Annotated in this window: 20 protein-coding genes; 10 read left to right on the top strand and 10 right to left on the bottom strand. The window is 67.6% G+C overall.

Annotated features, from left to right (window positions below; translation table 11 throughout):
• Nucleotides 1-23 precede the first annotated feature (23 nt).
• Entirely contained in the window at nucleotides 24-647 is a 624-nt protein-coding gene (locus H0I76_RS00100) for a histidine phosphotransferase family protein (protein WP_200605505.1), read from the top strand.
• A gap of 22 nt (nucleotides 648-669) precedes the next feature.
• On the opposite strand, the gene H0I76_RS00095 is transcribed toward H0I76_RS00100, so the two are convergent.
• Both H0I76_RS00095 and gmk read right to left on the bottom strand, forming a co-directional pair.
• Nucleotides 670-1,197, bottom strand: coding sequence for a gamma carbonic anhydrase family protein (locus tag H0I76_RS00095; RefSeq protein WP_200605504.1), 528 nt, complete (start codon nucleotides 1,195-1,197; stop codon nucleotides 670-672).
• Complete coding sequence (gmk, locus tag H0I76_RS00090) at nucleotides 1,194-1,853, bottom strand: guanylate kinase (protein ID WP_200605503.1); 660 nt, start codon at nucleotides 1,851-1,853, stop codon at nucleotides 1,194-1,196. The genes H0I76_RS00095 and gmk overlap by 4 nt, the downstream gene beginning before the upstream one ends.
• Nucleotides 1,854-2,180: 327 nt before the next feature.
• On the opposite strand from gmk, the gene H0I76_RS00085 reads away from it, so the two are divergent.
• The gene (locus tag H0I76_RS00085) at nucleotides 2,181-2,879 is read left to right on the top strand and encodes a PAS domain-containing protein (protein ID WP_200605501.1); all 699 of its coding nucleotides are present in this window, start codon (nucleotides 2,181-2,183) and stop codon (nucleotides 2,877-2,879) included.
• Between the two features lie 33 nt (nucleotides 2,880-2,912).
• On the opposite strand, the gene H0I76_RS00080 is transcribed toward H0I76_RS00085, so the two are convergent.
• The 4 genes from H0I76_RS00080 to H0I76_RS00065 form a co-directional block, all read right to left on the bottom strand.
• Nucleotides 2,913-3,566: a DUF1638 domain-containing protein gene (locus H0I76_RS00080; RefSeq protein ID WP_200605499.1), complete on the bottom strand. Its 654-nt coding sequence runs from the start codon at nucleotides 3,564-3,566 to the stop codon at nucleotides 2,913-2,915.
• A 75-nt stretch (nucleotides 3,567-3,641) separates the two neighbouring features.
• Nucleotides 3,642-4,346: a corrinoid protein gene (locus tag H0I76_RS00075; protein ID WP_200605498.1), complete on the bottom strand. Its 705-nt coding sequence runs from the start codon at nucleotides 4,344-4,346 to the stop codon at nucleotides 3,642-3,644.
• A gap of 186 nt (nucleotides 4,347-4,532) precedes the next feature.
• Nucleotides 4,533-5,549 carry a betaine--homocysteine S-methyltransferase gene (gene bmt / locus H0I76_RS00070; RefSeq protein WP_200605496.1) on the bottom strand — a complete coding sequence of 339 codons (1,017 nt, stop codon included), beginning with the start codon at nucleotides 5,547-5,549 and terminating at the stop codon, nucleotides 4,533-4,535.
• 103 nt (nucleotides 5,550-5,652) lie between these two features.
• Nucleotides 5,653-6,081, bottom strand: a complete 429-nt coding sequence (locus H0I76_RS00065) for a SufE family protein (RefSeq protein ID WP_200605494.1) — start codon at nucleotides 6,079-6,081, stop codon at nucleotides 5,653-5,655.
• A 163-nt stretch (nucleotides 6,082-6,244) separates the two neighbouring features.
• On the opposite strand from H0I76_RS00065, the gene H0I76_RS00060 reads away from it, so the two are divergent.
• Nucleotides 6,245-6,691 (top strand): hypothetical protein, encoded by a 447-nt coding sequence (locus tag H0I76_RS00060; protein ID WP_200605492.1) that lies wholly within the window; start codon nucleotides 6,245-6,247, stop codon nucleotides 6,689-6,691.
• 27 nt (nucleotides 6,692-6,718) lie between these two features.
• Here the strand turns inward: H0I76_RS00060 and rnd are convergent, their stop codons facing one another.
• Nucleotides 6,719-7,888, bottom strand: a complete 1,170-nt coding sequence (rnd, locus tag H0I76_RS00055) for a ribonuclease D (RefSeq protein WP_200605490.1) — start codon at nucleotides 7,886-7,888, stop codon at nucleotides 6,719-6,721.
• 288 nt (nucleotides 7,889-8,176) lie between these two features.
• On the opposite strand from rnd, the gene H0I76_RS00050 reads away from it, so the two are divergent.
• The 6 genes from H0I76_RS00050 (at nucleotide 8,177) to H0I76_RS00025 (ending at nucleotide 13,670) form a co-directional block, all read left to right on the top strand.
• A complete protein-coding gene (locus H0I76_RS00050; RefSeq protein ID WP_200605488.1) occupies nucleotides 8,177-8,821 on the top strand; it encodes an OmpA family protein in 645 nt (214 codons plus the stop codon).
• 158 nt (nucleotides 8,822-8,979) lie between these two features.
• Nucleotides 8,980-9,663, top strand: a complete 684-nt coding sequence (locus tag H0I76_RS00045; protein WP_200605486.1) for a CPBP family intramembrane glutamic endopeptidase — start codon at nucleotides 8,980-8,982, stop codon at nucleotides 9,661-9,663.
• Between the two features lie 100 nt (nucleotides 9,664-9,763).
• Complete coding sequence (aspS, locus tag H0I76_RS00040) at nucleotides 9,764-11,548, top strand: aspartate--tRNA ligase (protein ID WP_200605484.1); 1,785 nt, start codon at nucleotides 9,764-9,766, stop codon at nucleotides 11,546-11,548.
• A 216-nt stretch (nucleotides 11,549-11,764) separates the two neighbouring features.
• Nucleotides 11,765-12,388 carry a GNAT family N-acetyltransferase gene (locus H0I76_RS00035; protein ID WP_234455026.1) on the top strand — a complete coding sequence of 208 codons (624 nt, stop codon included), beginning with the start codon at nucleotides 11,765-11,767 and terminating at the stop codon, nucleotides 12,386-12,388.
• 11 nt (nucleotides 12,389-12,399) lie between these two features.
• Nucleotides 12,400-12,987 carry a nitroreductase family protein gene (locus H0I76_RS00030; RefSeq protein ID WP_200605480.1) on the top strand — a complete coding sequence of 196 codons (588 nt, stop codon included), beginning with the start codon at nucleotides 12,400-12,402 and terminating at the stop codon, nucleotides 12,985-12,987.
• Nucleotides 12,978-13,670, top strand: coding sequence for an EI24 domain-containing protein (locus H0I76_RS00025; RefSeq protein WP_200605478.1), 693 nt, complete (start codon nucleotides 12,978-12,980; stop codon nucleotides 13,668-13,670). The genes H0I76_RS00030 and H0I76_RS00025 overlap by 10 nt, the downstream gene beginning before the upstream one ends.
• Nucleotides 13,671-13,778: 108 nt before the next feature.
• On the opposite strand, the gene H0I76_RS00020 is transcribed toward H0I76_RS00025, so the two are convergent.
• The 3 genes from H0I76_RS00020 to H0I76_RS00010 form a co-directional block, all read right to left on the bottom strand.
• Nucleotides 13,779-14,051 carry a DUF1467 family protein gene (locus tag H0I76_RS00020; RefSeq protein WP_200605477.1) on the bottom strand — a complete coding sequence of 91 codons (273 nt, stop codon included), beginning with the start codon at nucleotides 14,049-14,051 and terminating at the stop codon, nucleotides 13,779-13,781.
• Nucleotide 14,052: 1 nt separating this feature from the next.
• Complete coding sequence (gene mce, locus H0I76_RS00015) at nucleotides 14,053-14,457, bottom strand: methylmalonyl-CoA epimerase (RefSeq protein WP_200605474.1); 405 nt, start codon at nucleotides 14,455-14,457, stop codon at nucleotides 14,053-14,055.
• A 105-nt stretch (nucleotides 14,458-14,562) separates the two neighbouring features.
• A complete protein-coding gene (locus H0I76_RS00010; RefSeq protein ID WP_200605472.1) occupies nucleotides 14,563-15,981 on the bottom strand; it encodes a helix-turn-helix domain-containing protein in 1,419 nt (472 codons plus the stop codon).
• A gap of 267 nt (nucleotides 15,982-16,248) precedes the next feature.
• Between H0I76_RS00010 and H0I76_RS00005 the strand changes: the two genes are divergently transcribed.
• Nucleotides 16,249-17,448, top strand: coding sequence for an aminotransferase class V-fold PLP-dependent enzyme (locus tag H0I76_RS00005; protein WP_200605470.1), 1,200 nt, complete (start codon nucleotides 16,249-16,251; stop codon nucleotides 17,446-17,448).
• The last annotated feature ends 255 nt before the right edge of the window (nucleotides 17,449-17,703 follow it).

Genomic DNA, 17,703 nt, shown 5'->3' with positions numbered 1-17,703 from the left:
ACGCCGGCCGATGCGGAGGAACGATGACACAGGATGACCTTGCCGGCCTGGTCGCGGTCCGCATCTGTCACGACCTTGTGAACCCGGTCGGGGCGATCGGGAATGCCGCCGACCTGATGCACGAACTCGCGGGCGCCGACACGCGCGAGGAACTCGAACTCGTGCGCCAGTCGGCGACGCGTGCCTCGGCGATGCTGCGGCTCTTGCGCCTCGCTTTCGGGGCGCCCGCCGATGGCACGGGCGGCATGTCGCGGAGCGAATTGCATGACGTGGTGATGGAAGGCCTTGGCAGCCGGCATGTCGAAATGCGCTGGAGCGGCCTCGAAGGCCCGGCGGTCGGCCTCCCGGCCGCACGATGCATGGCACTGATGGCGCTTTGCGGTCGGTCCCTGCTGGGCATGCGCGGCCGGATCACGGTGACGATGGCCTTCGACGGCGCATGGCCCACTGGCCTCGCGGCCGAGGGCGAGAGCGCGACACTGGATGCGGACGCGCGGGCCTGGCTGTCGGGCGAGCCGACCCATCGCCTTCCCGAGCCCCGGCGGGTCGAGCTTGCCTTGCTGCCGGGCGCCCTCGCCGCCGCCGGCGCCCGGCTCGTCAGCCGAAGCGCGCCGGGCTCGGTTCTCCTGACGGCGCTGCCCGCCTGACCACGACGGCCGGGCGCGGGGGTCAGAGCGTGCCGAAACCGTCGCGATAGCGCTGGATTCGCCGGCGATAGACAGCCGCCGCCTCGCGCAGTCCCTGGACCGCCGCCTCATCGAGGCTTCGCGCCACCCGGCCCGGCTGCCCGAGAACCATGGAATAGTCGGGGATCTCCTTGCCCTCGGTCACCAGCGCGTTGGCGCCGATCAGGCAGCCGCGGCCGATCCGCGCCCCGTTGAGCACGACCGCGCCCATGCCGACCAGCGAGCCGTCACCGACCGTGCAGCCATGCAGGATCGCGTTGTGCCCGACCGTGACCTCGGCCCCGATGGTCAGCGGGAAGCCGGGGTCGGTGTGGCACACCGCGCCGTCCTGCACGTTCGATCCCTCGCCCAGCACGATCGGCTCATTGTCGCCGCGCATCACGGCGTTGAACCAGACGCTCGATCCTTCGTGCAGGGTGATCTGCCCGATCAGTCGGGCCCCCGGCGCGATGTAGACTTCGCCCGAGGCGGGAAGGATCGGGCTGTGGCCGTCAAGCGAGTAAAGGGTCATCCAAACAGGTCCTCGAACTCTCGATTGAGCGATTCGACATGGCCGATGAGGCCCCTCTGACGCTGGCGCCGCAAGCGCTCGGCAGCAACGATTGTCTCAACTTGGGAGTAGCACGCGTCGAGGTCGTCATTGACCAGAACATAGTCATATTCGGCCCAGTGGCTGATCTCGGCCTGCGACTTTTCCATGCGGCGCGCGATCACCGCGTCATCGTCCTGACCGCGATGCCGCAGGCGCCGCTCCAATTCGGCGATGGAGGGCGGGAGGATGAACACGCTCACGACCGCGAAACCCAGTGCCGAGTCGCGCAGCTGCTGGGTGCCTTGCCAGTCGACGTCGAACAGCACGTCGCGCCCCTGCCCGATCGCGGCTTCGACCGGCGCGCGCGGCGTGCCGTAGTGGTGATCGAAGACGCGCGCATGCTCGAGCATCTCGCCCGCACCGGCCATCTCGCGAAATCGCGTAACGTCAACGAAATGGTAATCTTTTCCGTCCACCTCGCCCGGCCGCATCGGCCGGGTCGTTGCCGAAACCGACAGCACGAATGCGGCGTCCCCGGCCAGCAGCCGGCGCGAGAGCGTGGACTTCCCCGCCCCCGACGGCGAGGAAAGAACGAACAGGAGTCCCTGGCGCTCGGGCTCGGGGGATGGGGGCATCACAGGTCTCGCTCGCTGTCGGACGGGGATCAGGCAGGCGCCGCGTGGCGAGGGGCACCCCCGTATCCGCGGCGGCGCGGAGATTGCGCGGCGGCGGCGCCGGGGTCAACACCTGCCCGCCGCTGGCCGCGATTCACAAGCCGTCACAGCGCTCCAACTGAGACCGGATCGGGCCTTTGCAACGGGATCGACCTGTCTTGTTTTGAGACGACCGCGCCGCTTGGACTCGTGGTTGCGAAAGGGTAAAGTCGTCGTGAGGGTGGTGTGATTAGTTTTTCGGACAGCCAAAAGCGGTTGCGTAGTTTCATGGGATATCTGATCCGAAACATGTCCTCGATGTTGCATCCAGAGATCCGTGCCCTTGAGGCGTACTGGCAAGATCTCCGGGCAGGTCGGGCATGTCCATTTCGAGCCGAAGTAGATCCGAGGGATATTCCCTCGAAAATCGGCAACCTGTTCATCCTCGAGGACCTCGGGATGGGCAACATGCGTTTCCGGATTTCCGGGACCGCACTCGCTGATGCTTTCGGTATGGAACTCCGCGGGATGCCCGTTGGTTCCATCATGGATCTGGCGGCGCGCCAGAGCCTGACCGAACTTCTGCGCGAAACGCTGGCCGAGCCGGGCGTAGGCCATGCCCGCCTGCGCCGGGCCGACGGGCGCAAGGAGGCGTGGGAAATCCTATTGTTGCCGCTCCGCAGCGACAACGGCCGGGTTGACCGCGTGATTGGCGCGCTTCACTGCCTCGAGGACACGATGGTGCGCGTCGGCGATCCGCCGCTGCGGTTCACGATCGACGCGATGGCAATCACGCCGGTCGAAGTGACGGTCGAGGCCTGCGAGAGCACAGCCTATGGTGGCGGGTTTGCCGACGTGTCGGCGAGCTTCCATCACCCCGGGCCCCTGAGCCCCCGCGGGCCGCGCAAGCCCGGCCTGGTGGCGATCACCGGCGGGCGTCACGACGACCTGCCGCCGGATGCACCGCGCCGTCCGCCCCCGCGGTTGAGGCTGGTCTCGGACCGCTGATGCCGCCTGAGACCGCGCGCGACCGCGCGGCGCTCACCCCTGAGCCGCGGCCGAAACGAACCCCGCGAGATCACCGTACCCGGTAACGCGTTTCTCGAATGCGAGGCCGAGCCGATCGGCGGCAGCCCTGGCGCGGGTTTCGAGCGCCGGGTCCTCGGTCTGCGCCAGGAAAACCACGCGGTCGTAATTTCCGAAGTAGAGGTCCCGCAGCTCGGGATGGCGGTCCAGCCCCATGCCACGCCACACCAGCGCGTCGAACTGGCGCGCGAGAAAGTCGGTCAGGTAGAAGGCGCCGACTTCATCCTCGGACCGTTCGGCAAAGGCGTCGTTGCCATCGAAGAAGCTGTAGCAGTGCGGCCCCTCGATCCGGCTGACGCCCTCCTCCTCGCAGACGCGGTCGAGCAACCCACCGGTGCCGCAGTCAGCGTAGACGACGTGGATGCCGGTGTAGCCCTGCTTGCGCGCGCGCTGGATCCGGCCACGGACGGCCTCGGGAATCAGCGCCGGCCGGTTGTGCAGCTTCGCGGGCAGGCAGGCGAGATCGATGTGCGACCAGCCGTTGAGGCGTGTAAGCGCGAGAATCTCGCGCGCCAGCGCACCGCAGGCAATCAGCAGCACGCGCCCCCTGCTCCGCAGTTCGAGGCCCGTCTCGGTCAGGGTGTCATCGTCTGGCAATGAGCTTGTCATCGGCCAGTCCCCGCTGCCAAGGAAGAACGCCCTCGCGCGCGGCGAGGGCGACGACACAGGGGCTCGCGGCCGGCCTCAGCCCGCCGCGGCTGCCTGGTTGTGCTTGCGCGACATGAAGCTCTTGGCCGTCTCGACGGCCACGGCGGCATCGCGGCAATAGGCGTCTGCACCGATCGCCTTGCCGAACTCCTCGTTCAGCGGCGCACCACCCACCAGCACGACGTAGTCGTCGCGGATGCCCTTTTCCTTCATCGTGTCGATCACGACCTTCATGTAGGGCATCGTGGTGGTCAGCAGCGCCGACATGCCGAGGATATCGGGCTTGTGGGTTTCGATCGCCTCGAGATAGTTCTCGACCGGGTTGTTGATGCCAAGGTCGTAGACCTCGAAACCGGCGCCTTCCATCATCATCGACACGAGGTTCTTGCCGATATCGTGGATGTCGCCCTTGACCGTTCCGATCACCATCGTCCCCAGACGCGGGGCGCCGGTCTCGGCCAGCAGGGGCTTCAGAACGCCCATGCCCGCCTTCATGGCATTCGCGGCGAGGAGCACCTCGGGAACGAACAGGATCCCGTCGCGGAAGTCGATGCCGACGATGCGCATACCTTCGACGAGCGCCTTGGTCAGGACGTCGTAGGGCACCCAGCCACGCTCGAGCAGGATGTTCACGCTCTCGACGATCTCGTCCTTGAGGCCGTCATAGAGATCGTCATGCATCTGCTGGACAAGTTCCTCGTCGTCCAACTCGCTCAGGATGATGTCGTCTTCCTCGGCCAAGGCTCGGTCTCCCAGGAATGGTTTTCGCACGCCCGCGCGTGCCCCTCGTCGGGTTATGCGCGATAACGTCATCGCGTCGCTCAAAGAAAACCGTCATTCGCCGGTGACAAACCGACAGAGTTGCCACGACCGTGGCCCAAGGGCCGCAGTTCCGTGGCCGCGGAAGCGCGCCGGCGGCGGCCCGCGTCAGCCTCGGCGGCGGCGGCGACGGCCTTCGCCGCCGGCCTCGTCTCCGGCCTCGGTCCCGTCGCTGGCCGAGGAGAAATCGCCCAGTTTCGCGCGGATCTCGTCAAGGCTCGGCCGGGCTCCGGCCGCGTGGCCCTCGAGCGCTGCGCGCATGGCGCGCAGATGCTCGGGCTTCGTGCCGCAGCAGCCACCGATCAGCCGTGCACCGGCGTCGCGGGCGAGACAGGCGTAATCCGCCATCAGCTCCGGCGTGCCGTCGTAATGGATGTGGCCGTCGACGTATTTCGGAATGCCGGCATTGGCCTTGGCGATCACCAGGGCATCGGGCGAGGCATCCGTGATCCCCAGCACCGTGCGCAAGAGATCCGACGCGCCCGTGCCGCAGTTCGCACCAATGGCGATCGGGCGCTGCGCGAGACCCGGCGCGATCTCGGCATAATGCCGACTGGTAAGCCCCATCATGGTCCGCCCGGCAGTGTCGAAGCTGAGCGTCGCACACAGCGGCGCCTGCTGCTTCGCCGCTGCCTCGGCAAGCGCGCGGAGTTCCTCCTCCGAGGAAATCGTCTCGCCCCAGATGACATCCGCGCCGCCCGCGATCAGGCCCGCGATCTGCTCCTCGAAAGCGGCGACCGCGTCGGCGTGGCTGAGGGAGCCCACGGGCTCGAGGATCTCGCCCGTCGGCCCGACCGAGCCCGCCACGATCACCTTACGGCCAGCCTCGTCCGCGACCTCGCGCGCCAGTTCTGCGGCACGCTTGTTCAGTTCGAAGACGCGATCTTCGGCATGGTGCAGCTTCAGCCGGTAGCGCGAGCCCCCGAACGAGTTGGTAAGGATCACGTCCGAGCCCGCCTCGACAAAGCTCCGGTGCAGCGCCCTGATCTTCTCGGGCTGGTCGACGTTCCAAAGCTCGGGCGCATCGCCCGACATCAGGCCCATCTCGAAGAGGTTGGTTCCCGTGGCGCCGTCGAGCAGCAGCCAGTCGCGTTGGGCAAGAAGATCGACAAGTGCGTTGGTCATCGTCGTCGGGCCTCACAGGCGCGTGATTCGGTGGAACGCGACTATAACGTCGCGCCGCCCTCTCCCAAGGGCAAGGTTTGGATTGGGCGATGGGCCGGACCGCTCAGGCGGCCGCGCGGGTCAGGTCGCCGATGCGCTGCACCATCGCCTTGAGACCATTCGAACGCTGCGCCGAAAGATGCGCCTCGAGCCCCAATCGCGACAGTTCGCCCAGCGCATCCACATTTGCGGCCTCGCGCAGCGGGAGCCCGGAATAGAGGGCGTGGAGAACCGCGATCAGCCCGCGCACGATCATGGCATCCGAATCGCCGCGAAAATCGAGACGCGCGACACCGTCCTCGCCCTCGGTGACCGAGGGAACGAGCCACACCTGGCTCGCGCATCCCTCGACCTTGTGGGCCGGGATCTTCAGCGCGTCGTCGAGTGGCTGCATCTCGCGGCCCAGCTCGATGACGTAGCGATACCTGTCCTCCCAATCGTCGAAAAGCTCGAAATTCTCGACAATTTCCTCGAAACGGGGTTGGGCGGTCATGGGACGTCTCCGTGGCTCAGGCTTTCATCTAGCGACGCGATGCCGATGCGTCCAGTGCGCCCCGGCCAAAGATGGGCATGCGACGTTGCGGGAATTCCCTTTCCCCGCGACGCCACTTATGGTCCTTCGCGATGTCGTGCTCACTCTGGAGGCAAGATCCGCAATGCGTCTGCGTCGATCCCCGTTAATCCTTCCGGCGCTGGTCCTGGCCGCGCTGCTTGGCGGATGCAGCCTGTTCGGCGGCGACGACGAGAGCGAGGCCGAGGCCGCCGCGATCGCCGCGCGCCAGCCCGAACCGATGCAGGCCCTGCGCAAGATCGAGATCGGGCGGACGCGCGACGGGTATGCGATCACGGCATACGGCACGGCGCCGACCACGGGATATGGCGCGCCAAGCCTTCGCCCGCGCCGCGACGGGCAGCCGGGACCCGACGGGTATATCGACTTCGATTTCGTCGCGGTGCCGCCGGATCCGGCGCTCAACATGCCGCAGGGCACGCTGACTGCGCGCGAGATCCGGGCGGATGCACAGCTGATCGCTTCGCGGATGCGCGGCGTGACCGGCTTCCGGGTGCACACGCTGTCGAATTCGGGACAGGTCGACTTCTGATCCGGCGGCGCGGCACCGCGCCCGGTCTCAGCCGAACTCGAACACCTCAACGCCACCCGGTCGGGCGACGAGCCCAAGCTCGCCCGCCACCAGGCGCAGCGCGTCCTCGCCGAACACCTCGCGCCGCCAGCCGCGCAGCAGCGGAAGGTCGGGATCGTCCTCGCCGGCCAGCGCGTCGAGATCCGAGGTCGAGGCAATCAGCTTGGCCGCAATGCCCAGCGCATCGGCACGCGCCTTCAGGAAGACGCGCAGCAGGTCCGCAACCGCGGCCGACCCTTCGCGCCGCCGAGGCGGCGGCGGCAGTGTCGGACGCTGATCCGGCGGACAGGACATCCCCTCGGCCACGGCGGCGATGATGCCGGCCGCGAAGTCTGGCTTGCGGGCCTCGCGCTGGATCAGCCGCAGCTTGCCCAGATCTTCCGGCGAGCGGGGGCGCGCGACCGCGATCTCGAGAAGCGCGTCGTCCTTCATCAGCCGCTGGCGCGGAACGTCGCGGGTCTGCGCCTCGCGCTCGCGCCAGGCTGCGAGCGCAGCCACGATGGCCAGGAACGCCGGGCTGTTCGACCGCGCCTTGATGCGTTTCCACGCATCCTCGGGGCGCGTGATGTAGGTCTCGGGATCGGTGAGGATCGCCATTTCCTCGGCCACCCAGTGCGCCCTGCCCGAACGATCGAGCCGATGCGACAGGGACTCGTAGATCGTGCGCAGATGCGTCACATCACCCAGCGCGTAGGCAAGCTGCTTCTCGCTGAGCGGTCGGCGCGACCAGTCGGTGAAACGCGAGGACTTGTCGAGCTCGGCCTTGGCGACGCGGCGCACCAGCGTCTCGTAGCCAACCTGCTCGCCGAAGCCCAGCACCATGGCCGCCACCTGGCTGTCGAACATCGGCCTGGGGATGACCCTGCCCAGGTGGTGGAAGATCTCGACGTCCTGGCGCGCCGCGTGGAACACCTTCACCACGCGCTCATCGGCCAGAAGCTCGAACAGCGGGTCGAGCGCGAGGCCATTGGCCTGCGGATCGACGATCGCCGCTACCTCCGGCTCGCCATCGGCGGCGGGGGCGGCAAGCTGCACCAGGCAGAGCTGCGACCAGAAGGTGCGCTCGCGCATAAACTCGGTGTCGACGGTCACATATGGGCCGCGCGCGCAGCGGGCGCAGAGCGCGGCAAGCTCGTCTGTCGTTGTAATCTGCTGCATGGGCGGGATGATTAACGTCCTGCGTTGGTGCTGTCGCGGGTTTCTTTTTCGATGGTTAGCGTCATCTGCAGCAGCGAAGGTCCTTTGGGGCAATTTCGTCACAAATTGCAAGGTGTCGATCCCGCCGGAACCCGCGACGGAGCGCCGCGTTGAGAACGTTACAGGTGCGTGGTCTGCCGCTGGTGGCAGGCACCGATGGGCCTGAGTAACATACCGCCGCAAAGCGTGGCCGTGCCGGGGGCGCGGTCATCTCGCGTGCACCCCAGTTGGAGAGGGAGCTTCCCCAAAATGAGAAAGACGGTGATTGTTCTGACCTGCTGCACGACGATGCTGGCCAGCTGCGCCGAGACCGTTCAGCAGAACCCGCGTACGGCGACCGGCGCTCTGGGCGGTGCTTTGGCGGGCGCGGCCCTTGGCACGCTGGTCGGAGGCAATGACTACCGGAACGCGCTGGTCGGCGCGGGTATCGGCCTGCTCGCCGGTGCCGCGGTCGGCCAGTTCCTGGATCAGCAGCAGCGCGACCTCGAGCGCGAGCTCGCCGGGACCGGCGCCGACGTCTACCAGCAGGGCGACGCGCTGTATGTCCGGCTGCCCGAGAACGTGACCTTCCAGACCGGCTCGGCGGTGCTCCAGCCGGGCTTCTACCCGATCATCTCGGACGTGGCGCAGACGCTGCAGCAATATCCGCAGAGCTACGTCGAAGTGATCGGGCATACCGACTCGACCGGCTCGGAAAGCTTCAACCTGCAGCTCTCCGAGCGCCGCGCGAACACCGTCGCGACCGAGTTGCGCGCGCGCGGGATCACGCCGACGCGCGTGACGTCCTTTGGCGTCGGCGAGAGCCAGCCGATCGCCTCGAACGCCACGCCGGAGGGCCGCGCCCAGAACCGCCGCGTCGAGATCCGGATCGTTCCGGTCACCCAGCAGGGCTGAGGGACGCTCAAGCCAACAATCGACGGGGCGCCCACCGGGTGCCCCGTTTTCTTTGGCGCGGACTTCTTGCGCAAACGACACGCAAAGTGACCGGTCCCGCCGCCCGGCGCGCGTGATGCGCCTTGAAGCAACGCGCCGAGCGGGACATACCGGGCGCCATGAGCGAGGCAATCACCACCGCGGCCGCCGGCGCGGCCCCACTGACGCCAGCGCGCAAGCTGCGTCTGTGGGCCGAGTTCCTGGCCCTGTTCGTCGGCACGCCCGTGCTGATGGTCGCCTTCTTCGGCCAGTATCCCCTGTTTCCGCTGCTTTTCGCCCTGGCCGCGATGTCGGCACTGCTGTTGGCCGTGACGCCGGGCTTCCGGTTCCGCGAGCTGATCGAGGGGCCCGTGCTTTACGAGTGGCGCCTGATCCTCGGTTTCGTGGTGATGGTCGCGCTTGCCTGCACGACCGTCGCGCTCGTGCTGGTGCCCGAGCGTTTTCTCGAACTGCCGCGCCAGCGCCCCGAGCTGTGGCTTTTGATCATGGTGGCCTATCCGATCGCCTCGGTCGTGCCGCAGGAACTGATCTACCGGCCGCTGTTCTTCCGGCGCTACGGCCGCCTGTTTCCCAATGTCGGCACCGCGGTCGTTGCCAACGCCGCGGCTTTCGGGCTTGGGCACCTCTTCTTCCTCAACTGGGTCACGATCTCGATGACCGCGGTGGGCGGGGCGGTGATGGCCTGGGCCTATATGCGTCACCGCTCGTTCCTGCTCGCCTGCGTGCTGCATGCGGTCGCGGGGCAGATCGTCTTCACCACCGGGCTGGGTATCTTCTTCTATCACGGCGCGATCATGCGCTGAGGCCGGGCGCGACCGCCCGCGCCCCTTGACAGTCAGGCCCGGAACGCGGTCTATCGCGCCCCGACGCCCTGCCCGCTCGCCACCCCGGAGGACGACCAGAATGCATGCCTATCGCAGCCATACCTGCGCCGCGCTGAACAAGGCGCATGTCGGTGAGGATGTCCGCCTCTCGGGCTGGGTGCACCGGGTGCGCGACCACGGGGGCATCCTGTTCATCGACCTGCGCGACCATTACGGGATCACGCAGGTGCTGGCCGACCCGGACAGCCCGGCCTTTGCCGAGGTCGAGAAGGTGCGCTCGGAATGGGTCATCCGCATCGACGGCGTGGTGAAGGCGCGCGACCCCGAGCTGGTCAACCCCAAGCTCCCGACCGGCGAGATCGAGGTCTTCGTCCGCGACATCGAGGTCCTGGGCGCCGCCGAGGAACTGCCGCTGCCGGTCTTCGGCGAGGTCGACTACCCCGAGGAGACGCGGCTGCGCTACCGCTTCCTCGACCTGCGGCGCGAGAAGCTTCACCAGAACATCATGCTGCGCGCGGGCGTGATCGCCTCGATCCGCCGGCGCATGGTCGAGCAGGGCTTCACCGAGTTCCAGACCCCGATCCTGACGGCGTCGAGCCCCGAGGGCGCGCGCGACTTCCTGGTGCCCTCGCGCCTGCATCCGGGCAAGTTCTACGCCCTGCCCCAGGCTCCGCAGCAGTTCAAGCAGCTGGTGATGGTCGCGGGCTTCGACCGCTACTTCCAGATCGCGCCGTGCTTCCGCGACGAGGATCCGCGTGCCGACCGCAGCCCCGGCGAGTTCTACCAGCTCGACATGGAAATGAGCTTCGTCGAGCAGGAGGACGTCTTCCAGGCGATCGAGCCGGTGATGCGCGGCCTCTTCGAGGAATTCGGCGGCGGCCGCCCCGTCACGCAGGAGTTCCCGCGCATTCCTTACGCCGAGGCGATGCTGAAATACGGCTCGGACAAGCCCGACCTGCGCAACCCGATCGAGATGCAGATCGTCTCCGAGCATTTCGCCGGATCGGGCTTCAAGATCTTCGCGCAGATGCTTGAAAAGGAAGGCAACGAGGTCCGCGCGATCCCGGCGCCCAAGGGTGGAAGCCGTGCCTTTTGCGACCGCATGAACTCCTGGGCGCAGAAGGAAGGCCTGCCGGGGATGGGCTACATCTTCTGGCGCGAGGAAGGCGGTGCGGTCGTGGGCGCTGGCCCGCTGGCCAAGAACATCGGCGAGGAGCGCACCGAGGCGATCCGAACGCAGCTCGGCCTCGGCGCGGGCGACGCGGCCTTCTTCCTCGCCGGAAAGCCGTCCTCGTTCATCGATGTTGCGGGCAAGGCGCGGAACGTGATCTGGGCCGAGACGCAGCCGAACGACGACTGGAAGCACGAGTTCCGCTTCTGCTGGATCGTCGACTTCCCGATGTACGAGTGGGACGAGGAGACGAAGACCCTCGACTTCTCGCACAACCCCTTCTCGATGCCGCAGGGCGGGCTCGAGGCGCTGGAGAAGCTCGATCCCCTCGATGTCAGGGGCTACCAGTACGACATCGTCTGCAACGGCGTAGAGCTCAGCTCGGGCGCGATCCGGAACCACAAGCCCGAGATCATGTACAAGGCCTTCGAGATCGTCGGCCACGACAAGGCGTTCGTGGACAGCCATTTCGGCGGCATGATCAACGCCTTCAAGTACGGCGCGCCCCCGCATGGTGGCATCGCGCCGGGCATCGACCGGATCGTCATGCTGCTGGCCGACGCCGAGAACATCCGCGAGGTCATCATGTTCCCGATGAACCAGCGGGCCGAGGACCTGATGATGGGCGCGCCCTCCGAGGTGACCGCCCAGCAGCTGCGCGAGCTCGGCCTGCGCCTGATGCCGCGCGAGTGACCGGCGCTGCGGCGCGCGCCATGGCGCGCCCGCTTCTTCCGTCCCCCGGGCGACGGCCGGGGTTTCCGCTTCAGCGGGGCTGGACCTTGCTCGGCATCGCGCCATAGTGGCGAGGTCCGAATCCAGAGGTGCCACCCGATGTCCTCTCCTTCTCCCCAGACGACCAGCGCGCCGCTCAGCGGCTGGACGCCGCCCCGTGCCCCCGGGCGCCAGACGATGACCGGACGCCTGGTGCGGATCGAGCCGCTGATGGTGGACCACGCGGCGGCGCTTCACGCGGCCAACAGCTCGGTCGAGAACTGGGCCTACCTGCCCTATGGCCCCTACCCCAGCCTCGCCGCCTACGAGGACTGGGTCAGCGAGGTCAGCCGCCATTCCGACCCCCTGTTCTTCGCCATCGTCGACCCGTCCGAGGGACCGGTCGGCGTCGCCAGCTACCTGCGTATCGCGCCGGCGTCCGGCTCGATCGAGGTGGGGCATATCAATTTCTCGCCCCGCCTCCAGGGTCGGCCGGCGGCGACCGAGACGATGTACCTGATGATGCGCTGGGCCTTCGAGGCCGGTTACCGGCGCTACGAGTGGAAATGCGACTCGCGCAACGCTCCCTCGCGCCGCGCCGCGCAGCGCCTGGGCCTGTCCTACGAGGGCATCTTCCGCCAGGCCACCATCTCCAAGGGGCGCAACCGCGACACCGCGTGGTACGCGGCCATCGACGCCGAGTGGCCCGCGCTGAAAGCCGCGTTCGAGACCTGGCTCGACCCCGCGAATTTCGACGCCGAGGGCCGCCAGCGCCAACGCCTCTCGGACCTGACCCGACCGATCCTCGTCGCCACCGGATGACCGCAGATACCATGACCGAGCCCACGCCGCTGCACGCACGCCCCGACGTGCTGGACTTCCTTCTGACCCGGCGCTCGCGCCCGGCGAAGACGCTGGGCGACGAGGGCCCGGACCGCAAGGAGCTGACGACGCTGCTCCGCGCCGCCGCGCGCTGTCCCGATCACGGCAAGCTCGAACCCTGGCGCTTCGTGGTGATCTCGGGCGATGCGCGGCGCCGGGTCGCCGACGCCGCCCGCGAGCGCGGTATGGCACTCGGCCTCGAACCGCAGACGGTCGACAAGGCCGCGGCCGCCTTCACGCAGGGCGCCGTGATCGTGGCGGTTCTGGCCTCGCCGAAACCCTCGGACAAGATCCCGGGATGGGAGCAGGAGATGTCCGCAGGCGCGGTCTGCCTGTCGCTGGTGAACGCCGCGCTCGCCGCCGGATGGGGAGCGAACTGGCTGACCGGGCCGCTGGCGCGCGATGCCGGCTTCCTCGCGGGCGCTCTGGGCGCGCAGCCGGGCGAGACGGTCGCGGGCTTCGTCCATATCGGGCGCGAAACCGTCGTTCCCACCGACCGCCCCCGCCCCGATGTCGAGGCGATCATCACATGGCTCTGATCAGCGATTTCCTCAAGGCGCTGGCGCAGATGGGCGACCGGCGTTTTCTCGGCGTCCTGGCCACGTCGCTCGCGCTGACCATTGCGCTCCTCATCGCCTTTGCGGCGGGCGCGGGATGGATCGCAGGCTTCCTCCCGGCCACGATCGACCTGCCACTTGCCGGCGAGGTCAGCCTGCCGGTCGCGGGGCTGCAGGGGCTGGCGGTCGGCGCGGTGCTCTTGGGGTCGACCTTCCTGATGGTCCCGGTGGCCGCAGCCTTCGTGAACCTGTTTCTCGAGCGCATCGCCGACGCGGTCGAGCGCAAGTATTATCCCGAGGTCGCCGACACGCCCGGCACAGGCCTTCTCGCGAGCATGCTGTCGGCGCTGAAGTTCACGGCGGTGGTGATCGGGGTCAACCTCGTGGGGCTTGTGGTCTATCTGCTGGCGGGGCCACTGGCGCCATTCGTCTTCATCGCGGTGAACGGCTATCTGCTTGGCCGCGAGTATTTCCAGCTGGTCGCCGAGCGGCACCTCGCGCCGCGCGAGGCCGAGGCGCTCAGGCGCCGCAACTGGTTGAGCGCGTGGGTCGCGGGGACGCTGATGACCGTGCCGCTGATGATCCCCGTTCTGAACCTGATCATTCCGGTGCTCGGGGTCGCGACCTTCACCCACCAGGTGCATCGCGCCCGCGCCCGGGGCTGAGCGCGAAGCGGGAGGCACGCCGAGCGCCGAGTGACGGATCGGGGTGACGGATCGGGGTGACGGATCGGACCCCGCGCGCAGCCGGGCCCTACGTGGCTCGCGCCGCGCTCAGTAGCGTCCCGGCGGCTCCATCCAGGTCAGGTCATCCAGCGTGATCACGTCGTACTCGATCACCCAGTAGAGCAGCCCAAACAGGATCGCGGCGACCACCGTCGTGATGATCGCCTTCTTGCGCAGCTTGGCGTCGACCGGCGCGCTTTCGGGGGTGCCGGGGACGACTTTGCCGGCCTCGCGCTGGCTGACCTGCCACAGCGGATTGACCATGTAGAAGACCAGCGCCCAGATGATGGCGTAGAAGACGAGCCCCGAGGTGAATGACATCTCAGACCTGCTCGAGCTCGACCAGGGTGCCGGTGAAGTCCTTGGGGTGCAGGAACAGCACCGGCTTGCCATGCGCGCCGATCTTCGGCTCGCCCGATCCCAGCACGCGCGCGCCCGTCGCCTGCAGCCGGTCGCGGGCCGCGAGGATATCCTCGACCTCGTAGCAGATGTGATGGATGCCGCCCGAGGGGTTCTTCTCGAGAAAGCCCTTGATCGGCGAGTTCTCGCCGAGCGGGTAGAGCAGTTCGATCTTGGTGTTGGGCAGTTCGATGAAGACGACGGTCACACCGTGGTCGGGCTCGTCCTGCGGCGCCCCCACCTTCGCGCCCAGGGTGTCGCGATACTGCGCCGCCGCCGCGTCGAGGTCGGGAACCGCGATAGCTACGTGGTTGAGCCTGCCGATCATCTTGCCTCTCCGTCAGATCCGGAACCCGTGCGCCGTGAGGTAAGGCGGTGCGGCCCGGCAGGCAAGCTTCGATGCCGGGCCGCGACACCATGATGCGCGCCGGCGTCAGCTCTCGAAGCGCGTCTCGCCTCGGCGGTGGACGTCGATCGGCAACTCGAAATGCACGGGCTGGTGCGCGCGCTGCGCGCAGTGCTGGCGCGGGCAAAGGCGGCAGTTGATGCCGATCGGGGTGAAGAGGTTCGGGTCGCCCAGCTGATAGGACGAGGCGTAGGAGATCTTGGCCGCGTGCTCGATCGCACAGCCCAGCGTCACGGCCAGCCGGTTGTCCTGCGTCTGGCGCGCGAGCACCGGCCGGTCGACGGTCCGGTTTATGGTGAAGTAGCGCGAGCCGTCCGGCATCTCGACGAATTGCGGGATCACCCGGCCCGGGGTCCTGAACGAGACATGGATGTCGAGGCGCGGACACGCGCCCCCGTATTGCGCCAGGTGGAACGCGGTCGCGTTGAAGCGCTTGGTGACATTTCCCGCCTTGTCGATGCGCATGAAGAAGAAGGGCACGCCCGCCCTGCCCTCGCGGCCCAGCGTCGTGAGCCGGTGGCAGACCTGCTCGAAACTGACACCGAACCGCGCCGCGATCTGGTCGATGTCATAGCCCGATCGCTCGGCCTCGCGCAGCACGCGGTCATAGGGCATCAGCACCGCTGCGGCGAAATAGTTCGCAAGCTCGACCCGGCAGCGCGCCTGCTCGCGCGCGCCCGCGATCCCCGCCTCGGCGATGAGCCGGTCCATCGCCTCGCGATGCTCGATCAGCCCCAGCATGTGGGTGAGCTGGAACACCCTGTTGGGATAGTCGAGGCCCTGGCTGAGCAGGATCCGCCGCTCGGTCTCGTCGTAGTAGCGCAGCGCGTTGGGCATCGCCGCGACGGGCACGACCTGCGCGGTAATGCCATGCTCACGGTCGAGGCGGCGCTTGAGGTGGATGTAGATCTCGTCCGGCTCGACTTCGTCACCCTCGCGGAAGGCGTCGGCCGCATCCTCGAGCGCGTCGAAGTGGTTCCGGTGCTGGCGGAACAGGTCGTGCACCACGCTCTCGGGATTTGCGCCAAGCAGTCGGCGCGCAGTGTCCTTGTCGCCCTCGGTGACCGCCAGCAGCCGCTCGGTCAGCTGGCGGTAGCTCTTGTGGAGCGTGATCAGAGACTGCGCGAGGCGCGGCGCGTGATCGAGCGCGGCCCGAAGCTCCTCGATGTCCGGCCGGCTCTTCGAGAACAGCGGATCCTGCACCACATTGCGCAGGTCGGCCAGATGGGTCGGCCCGTCATCCTTGACGATGTCGCGCCAGTCGACGCCGTAGATCTCGGAGAGCTTCATGAGAACCCGCACCGAGACCGAGCGCTGGTTGTTCTCGAGCAGGTTCACATAGGCCGAACTCAAGCCCAGCGCGCGTGCCATCTCGGCCTGGGTCTGCCGATGCTCGCGCCTCAGTTGCCTGAGTCGCGGCCCGACGAAGTTCTTCTGGGTCTTCATCGCCTGCCCTGCTCGCATCCGCCCGTTCCGGCCGCGCTGGCGCAAATCCGCGCCGGAACGGCCCCCTCGAAGGGCGATCTCTTCCAATGTGTGGAAGCCTCATTACAAGATTTACATTTGTCAAGTTTGTAAGCAACATTTGCAACGCAACAACCCTGTTTCGCTGGGATCACCGCGCCCGCGTTGCTATCTGGGATACCAGCATAGCGCGGTCGAGAACCGCGGCGCCAAGATCAACGACAGATATGGGAAGCCAGGGGAAACGCCATGAAGACCGGGTTCACGCATCTCTTCATTCCGGGGCCGACGAACATCCCCGAGGATGTGCGGCAGTCGATGAACGTGCCCATGCAGGACATGCGGGCGCCGGACTTCGGCGACCTGACCAAGCCGCTGTTCGCGGGACTCAAGCGCGTCTTCAAGACCAAGACGGGCCGCGTCTTCATGTACCCCTCCTCAGGGACCGGCGCCTGGGAGGCGGCGATCACCAACACGCTCAACCCGGGCGACAAGGTGTTGATGAGCCGCTTCGGCCAGTTCAGCCACCTCTGGGTCGACATGGCCGAGCGGCTCGGCCTCGACGTCCACGTGATCGAGTGCGAATGGGGCACCGGCGTCCCGCTCGAGGAATATGCGAAGGTCCTCGAGGCCGACAAGGCGCACAAGATCAAGGCCGTCTTTGCCACCCAGAACGAGACCGCGACGGGCGTGTCCTCGGACATTGCCGGCGTTCGCCGCGTGCTTGATGCGGCGGGGCATCCGGCGATGCTGTTCGTCGACGGCGTCTCGTCGATCGGCTCGATCGATTTCCGGATGGACGAGTGGGGCGTGGACCTCGCAGTCGCGGGTTCGCAGAAGGGCTTCATGCTGCCCGCGGGCCTGTCGATGCTCGGCGTCTCGCAACGCGCGCTCGAAGACTCGAAGACCGCGACGATGAAGCGCTGCTACTTCGACTTCGTCGACATGATGAAGGTCAACGACGACGGCTATTTCCCCTACACGCCGCCGACGCAGCTCTTCCACGGCCTCAAGACCTCGCTGGCCCGGATCGAGCGCGAGGGGCTCGAGAACGTCTTCGCCCGCCATTACCGGCTGGCAGAGGGCGTGCGCCGCGCGGTCAGCGCCTGGGGCCTGCGCCTCTGCGCGGCCGAGCCGAAATGGCATTCGGACACGGTGTCCGCCATCGTCGTCCCCGAGTCGATCGACGCGCGCGAGGTGATCAGCGCGGGCTACCGGAACTACAACATCTCGTTCGGCACCGGCCTGTCGAAGGTGATGGGCAAGGTCTTCCGCATCGGCCATCTCGGCGACCTGAACGAGGGCATGTGCCTGACGGCGCTGTCGCTGGCCGAGATGTCGCTGCGCGACGCCGGATACGAGGTCGAGCTCGGCTCGGGCGTGGCGGCGGCGCAGGGCTGGTACCGCGAGTCACACGAAGCCGCCCAGCTGCGCCAGGCGGCCGAGTAACGCTCTCCCAGGCGGCGCCGCGTCAAGTCCCCGACCGGCGCCTTACCCTAAACCCCGGGCTCGTCCCGGGGTTCTTTTTTGGGGAATTCCCGCCTCCGCGGCAGCATGCTGCCCACGCCGCGACACGGATCAACATTTCGTGTCGGCGCGGCGACCCACTCGAAGCCTTGCCCCCGGACGTCCGCTCCATTACCTCCCGCCAGGTTCGCGGAACATCAATGGAGTTTTCCGGATGTCGATCCCGCAGGAGGGTGG

Origin of the sequence: Thermohalobaculum xanthum (assembly GCF_016623495.1) — a bacterium.
Taxonomy (GTDB): Bacteria; Pseudomonadota; Alphaproteobacteria; order Rhodobacterales; family Rhodobacteraceae; genus Thermohalobaculum; species Thermohalobaculum xanthum.
The sequence above is the reverse complement of the archived record's forward strand: the minus strand, read 5'-3'. Positions and strand labels throughout refer to the sequence as shown.